The following is a 5,460-nucleotide window of genomic DNA, read 5'->3' as shown; positions in this document are numbered from 1 at the left end:
CCTGACCTTCGATCAAGATCAGGTTGGTCAGAAGACCACGAAGTGGGTCAGTTTTGATCCGCCGTCAGAGGGTCACGATTCACCCGTCGCCGACAGAGTCGGGGCAGCGGCTCTGCACGACACCAGCCGATGATGGACGACGTGCCTACAAGGGGCTGCATCCAAAGCCCGCCCAGTTGCAGCGGCGCGGGGCAGCCGCACTGCGCGGGCTGCACAGGAGACGACACCGGCCCCCTTACCTGGGAGGAAGGGGGCCAGTGGGGTTAGTAGCGGGGACAGGATTTGAACCTGCGACCTCTGGGTTATGAGCCCAGCGACCTACCGAGCTGCTCCACCCCGCGTCGGTGCGTCACAGCGTATGTCATCGGGGGAGTGGTGGCGGGGATTTACCAGCCCGGCCGGCGGCAGGACGTGATGGCAGGCGGCCCGCCCTACCCCCCTTCTTGGCGGGGCGGCGCGGGCGCGGGTCGGCTGCGGTGGACGCGGCGGGTGCAGGGGCCGCGTTCTGCGCGCCGGTCGCGGGCCGGTGTTCTGGGCTGTCTCGGGCGGGCTGCCGGTATGGCATCGCGGCTCGAGGGCGGCCATGACCGGGGGATCGAGGACGTCATGGGCACCGATCGACGTCCTCTAGTTCATCTTCGTGACGTGCGAGCTGCAGTGTCCGAAGCAGACGGCGCTGACCTGCAAGTTCTGACCTTCCAGGGAAGTTGGTCGGTGCGGGAGGTGTCCTTGGCCGGTGCGGGCCGCCAACTTGGCGTGCCGCGCCAATACATGCTCTGACCTGCAAAAACTGGGGTTTCTTGATGGTGTATGGGTTCAAGATTCAGTTGGCGGTGGGATACGCGTTTGTCAGTGCCCGTCGGGACAGTAGTTGAAGACGAGTGGCCCGCCTCTTGTCGGCGCTAATGGAGATCCATGTGCGCTGGCAGGGGCGGGCCTTCGTCGTGAGGGTCCCGCCGAGTGGACGAGGTTGGGAGAGTTGACCGGAAGAGACCCGAGCAAGAAGGTAAGGAGGGACAGCGCCGCACGATCGTCGAGATGGACGCCGACGACATCGCCGTTTCCCTCACCTACGCGACCGTGGAAGGGGTCTGACGGGCCCTCGGGTTCCAGGGGGGCCGTGTACTCGTTCCGAATCGTGCTCGTCCCGCAGTGCGCCCTGGCGCGTAGAAGCGTGGCGAGCGACGTTAGTTGGTGCAGGTGTCGAGCATCGAGGACAAGGCCGACTTCTCCTTGTCGGAGGTGATCAGTTTCCAGATCGATTTGATGTGGGTGTAGTCCTCGGCGTAGGTGCACCAGAAGGCGTGGTTGGTGGGTTTCCAGCCGGCAGGCCCGCTGTCGGACTTGGAGGAGTTCGCCGACTCCGAGGCGATGAGGAGCTGGGGGTCTTTGAGGTCGTTGCCGAAGTTTTTGCGCTGCTCGGCGGTCCAGGTGTTGGCGCCCGAGCGCCAGGCTTCGGCCAGCGGGACCATATGGTCGATGGTGGCCTGGGCGACGTCGGTGACGGTGGTGTCGTCGTAGACGGAGTACCAGGAGCCGGAGGCCGGCTGGCAGTGATCGGGCTTGTCCTGGACATCTTTGCCGTCGCGCGCCAGGACATCCTGGCGCGTGGTGCAGCCATCCGTCTGGGTGGCCCAGATATCGAACTTGTCGCGGGCGTAGCCGTCCATCGAGTGCGGGGTGCCGACGGTGAGCGCGGCCAGCTCGGTACGGGCAGTCTGCAGCGGCGGCGGCGCGGGAGGGTCGGCGAGAGCCGGAACGGCACTGACGCCGAACAGGAGCAGGGTCGTTGCGGGCAGGCCGATGAGGGCACGACGCATGAACTCTCCAAAGAGTGTGGGGGGTTGGAGATGTTCACACGAGACAACCGCACTCGCGACGGCCTGCGCTACGCGCGTGGACCAGGTGTGACAACTTCCCCACGCCCTCTTCACCACTGCATCACGGTGCTGCTGGCCGGTGCGCGGCGGGTGCTGGAGCGTGCCGGGTTCGATCCGGCCCCGGCTGCGGATATGCAGGGGGACGCCGTGATGGCGGCATGGGAGCCGGGAGCCGGACTCGATCCCGCCAGACACGATTCCGTGCACGCAGGGATGCGCATGGCGCTGTTGCATGTGCTGACGACCGTCCTCGGGCAGACCGGCTATGTGGTGCAGGCTGACGGTGAGACCGGCGAGGTGCAGGTAAGGTCTGCCGCGCCGTGACCCTCGCGGGGCGCAAAGGGCAGGCGTCGGCCGCCCCGCCTGGGTCCTACCCGCTCCGGCCCGAAGGGACCGGGGCCGGCTGACCTCCCCCGGCGCCCGCCCCGGTCCAGCCCGGTGCTACCCGGGGGACGTGAGAGCTACGCGTCCAGGACCTGGTGAGTGCGCCATACCGTTAATGCCCGACGCCAGTGGTCTTGAAGATCGACCGACATCGGGTGCGCTGCGTGGTGGCCACCACGGCTTCCATCGACTTTCAGGCCGGTGCCTGCCGCGGGCCGCAAGCTGACCGCGGCCCGATTACCCGAGGGAGCTGAAGGCAGCGCCAGATTCCACGACCTCGTCGCCCGGAACGGCGGGGAGGCCCTGGATCCGGCGGAGGTGGCGATCGGGATCGAGACAAACCGTGGCGCGTGGGTGCAGGCCCTGACCACGCGAGCGGGCCGATGCGGGGCCGGCGGCCCCGCGGATGCGGGCGCTGTGGATCACAGGGTGTGGAAGTTCTCCGTCTGGGGCCCTTTTGGCCCTGGGCGATGTCGAACTCCACGTGCTGTCCCTCGCTCAGCGCGCGGTAACCCTGGCCGGCGATGCCGGAGTAGTGGGCGAAGATGTCCGGTCCGCCGTCGTCCTGCTCGGAAGCCGAAGCCCTTCTCCGCGTTGAACCACTTCACCGGCCCTTGGCCATGTCTGTCTCCTTCAAAGGGGTCCGGGTCCCTGTGCTGCAGGCCCCTTGGCCTGCCCCCGCTCCAGGGCACACAGCACAGCGCCCGCGGGGCAAGGTGACCGCGGGCGAACGACTTCGGAACCACGACTGCTGTGCGCCACGCTAATCCTTGGGCCGCGCGACCGCCTGGCCGAAACTCTGCGGCGGAGGAGGCTGCGCCGTCGATGGCGGGGCGGGTGTGCCGCTGCAGGGGCGGCATCACGGCAGAACCCCGGACCGGCCACCGTGGCGTGCTCATCCCGGACGGCTGTCCCTGCGGGGCTCGTGTTGATTGCCGCTCAGGATTGAATGGCACCCAACAACTTGTGCTTCATCCCTCAGCACGAGACCCGCCCTCTCCTCAGCGCGGCCGCAGGTGTGCAAAGGAACGGCCGGGACTGTTCGGTTACACGCCCCGGGATACGGGTTACCCGCTGGGCGGGCCTCCGGGGCCGCAGCGCTCGGTTCCGGGTCGGGTCCTTGGTGTGTCCGGCGGTGTGGGGCTGCGGGCACACGGCGATCGTGCCGGCTCGCCCATGCAGGTTCGGGCGGGCCGGCCGGCGCCCGACGAGGCAGAGGTGGCGGTCGGCCGCCGGGACTGTGTCACCTTTCTTTACGCGGGTCAGCGTTTGAGGCGGTGGCCGGTGACGAGTTCTGCAGCGACGTGGATGACGAGGTCCGTGGCCGTGCCGGTCAGGAGCCAGGAGTCTTCTGCAGCGCAACACCAAACTGACCAGATCGCCGACGCCCTGCTGCAGACCGCCGACGCACACCCCCCTGCCCGACCCCTTCGCCGGCAACCTACTAGTCTTCCGAGTTGCTGTGGATTTGCACGGCGGTGGCGTAAACCGGCGCCGCACCCCGGGCGGGTAACGCCACGGCGGTCCCGGCCCCGGCCCGGCCTTGCGACGTGCTTCGAGCCGGGGGCGCACCGATGGAGCGGGTCCGTAGCCCTCAAGGGCGCTGCCGCCTTCCTCGACCCGGCCCGCCCCGGGGCCTCCTCCCGCGCTGTCCACCGCGGGAGGCACGACAGAGCCCGGGATCACTGTTGAGGAGATGCGCTCTTCACGGCGCCGGACTGCAGGCCGGCCCTGGCACTGCGTGCTCCCACATCGTGTTGAAGGCCAGTCGCAAGCAGGCTGCGAGGGCTGGGTGCTCGATGAAGAGCGTGGTGGTGGAGCCGGCTCCGGCGACCGGGTCGGGCATGTCGCACAGGACGAGGGAGGCGTCGGCGATGACGAGTTTCAGTGGCAGTTCGGAGGCGAAGCGGGCTTCCTCCCCCGAGGCGGTGAAGCGACGCACGTGCTCCGCAGTCTCCGGGTCGTCGAGAGCGTCGTTGAGGTAGATCGCCCGGACGGTGCCGCCCGCCTCATGGAGCCGGCGGACCGCAGCGATGCCCTCTGCGTTCTCCGTGGGTGCGACGAACGGCGGTTTGCAAAGGGTGAGAAGTTCATGGCGCGCCTGCTGGATGTCGGCGAAACGCTCGGAGATCGCTTTCGGGTCGCGCAGAATCTCGATGTAGTCCAGAGGGTTGGTGTGTTCGCGTCCCAGTGACCACATGGGTTGCAGGGTGGCGGCCAGCGCCTGCGAGACCCGCTCCAGCCGGTCGACGGACTCTCGTTGCAGAGCCATCAACCGGGCGAGGGCCAGCTCTGGAGTGACGGCGCAGTACGTGGCCACGCGCCCGGGGCGGGTGGTGGCCAGCTGCCGCCGTACGAGCGCGTCCAGCACGTCGTAGACGCGTTGTCGCGGCACGTCGGCCTCCCGGGAGACCTCGGCCGCCGTATAGGAACCACGCCTGATCAGTGTCAGGTAGACCCGTGCCTCATACCGGGCCAAGCCCAGCGACATCAGGTCGTTGACGGCTGCATCTTCCAGCTCCATGACTGCCCAAGGTACCGCCGCCACCGAGGAGTTGAGGGCAACGCTTTACCAACTGACCCTGTTCTCTTCGGCAAACTGTGCCTAACCTCTTCTGCAGTCACCACTGACCGTGGTGGCAGCTACCAGCACAGGCCCGAAAGTCGGCTCCCCTGTGGCCCCCCAACACAGAATGAATTGTCATGCACGTGACAGCAACGTTCGTTCTGGCCGCCGCTGTGGAGCTGCACATCCCCCCACGGAGGGCAGTTCATTGCGTTCTCACCGCAGAAAGACCTTGATACGCCGCGGCGCACCCGCGCTCCTGTCCGCAGCGGCTCTGGTCACCGGCGCACTGGCCGTCGCCTCACAGTCGGACGCGTTCGCGACGGCGACAGCCACCGCGTCGCCCACGGTGTCCACCCACCGGCTCTGCTCCACGCCGAGCAAGCCCGGCTACATGGCGTGCGAGGCGGTCGTCCGTACCGACCTGAAGGCACAAAAGACTTTCGGCCGCCACGGCACCCCCAAGGGCTTCGGACCGGCCGACCTCCAGGCCGCCTACCACTTATCGAAGGACGGCGGCAAAGGTGCCACCGTTGCGATCGTTGACGCGAACGACGATCCGAACGCCGAGAAGGACCTGGCGGCCTACCGGTCCCAGTACGGCCTGCCGGAGTGCAGTACCGGCAACGG

The 5,460-nt window shown here is 67.9% G+C and carries 4 protein-coding genes, 1 tRNA gene and 2 pseudogenes; 3 read left to right on the top strand and 4 right to left on the bottom strand.

The window, feature by feature from the left end; translation table 11 throughout:
- Positions 1-267 precede the first annotated feature (267 nt).
- A tRNA-Met gene (locus ACGFYN_RS47680) sits at positions 268-341 on the bottom strand.
- A 619-nt stretch (positions 342-960) separates the two neighbouring features.
- Between ACGFYN_RS47680 and ACGFYN_RS47675 the strand changes: the two genes are divergently transcribed.
- Positions 961-1,095, top strand: a complete 135-nt coding sequence (locus ACGFYN_RS47675) for a hypothetical protein (RefSeq protein WP_393872219.1) — start codon at positions 961-963, stop codon at positions 1,093-1,095.
- A 92-nt stretch (positions 1,096-1,187) separates the two neighbouring features.
- Here the strand turns inward: ACGFYN_RS47675 and ACGFYN_RS47670 are convergent, their stop codons facing one another.
- Positions 1,188-1,820 (bottom strand): DUF1524 domain-containing protein, encoded by a 633-nt coding sequence (locus ACGFYN_RS47670; protein ID WP_393872218.1) that lies wholly within the window; start codon positions 1,818-1,820, stop codon positions 1,188-1,190.
- Between the two features lie 126 nt (positions 1,821-1,946).
- Between ACGFYN_RS47670 and ACGFYN_RS47665 the strand changes: the two genes are divergently transcribed.
- The gene (locus tag ACGFYN_RS47665; protein WP_393872217.1) at positions 1,947-2,204 is read left to right on the top strand and encodes a hypothetical protein; all 258 of its coding nucleotides are present in this window, start codon (positions 1,947-1,949) and stop codon (positions 2,202-2,204) included.
- A 487-nt stretch (positions 2,205-2,691) separates the two neighbouring features.
- Here ACGFYN_RS47665 and ACGFYN_RS47660 read toward each other — a convergent pair.
- Together ACGFYN_RS47660 and ACGFYN_RS47655 are read right to left on the bottom strand one after the other, a co-directional pair.
- Positions 2,692-2,926: pseudogene (locus ACGFYN_RS47660) on the bottom strand (cold-shock protein); the annotation flags it as partial.
- A 1,043-nt stretch (positions 2,927-3,969) separates the two neighbouring features.
- On the bottom strand, positions 3,970-4,788 hold the full coding sequence (locus ACGFYN_RS47655) for a TrmB family transcriptional regulator (protein ID WP_393872216.1): 819 nt from the start codon (positions 4,786-4,788) through the stop codon (positions 3,970-3,972).
- Between the two features lie 250 nt (positions 4,789-5,038).
- Between ACGFYN_RS47655 and ACGFYN_RS47650 the strand changes: the two are divergent.
- A pseudogene (locus ACGFYN_RS47650) lies at positions 5,039-5,460 on the top strand (peptidase S8); the annotation flags it as partial.

Origin of the sequence: Streptomyces sp. NPDC048419 (genome assembly GCF_043200415.1) — a bacterium.
Taxonomy (GTDB): Bacteria; Actinomycetota; Actinomycetes; order Streptomycetales; family Streptomycetaceae; genus Streptomyces.
Note: the sequence above shows the minus strand (reverse complement) of the source record. Positions and strands in the feature narration are given on the sequence as shown.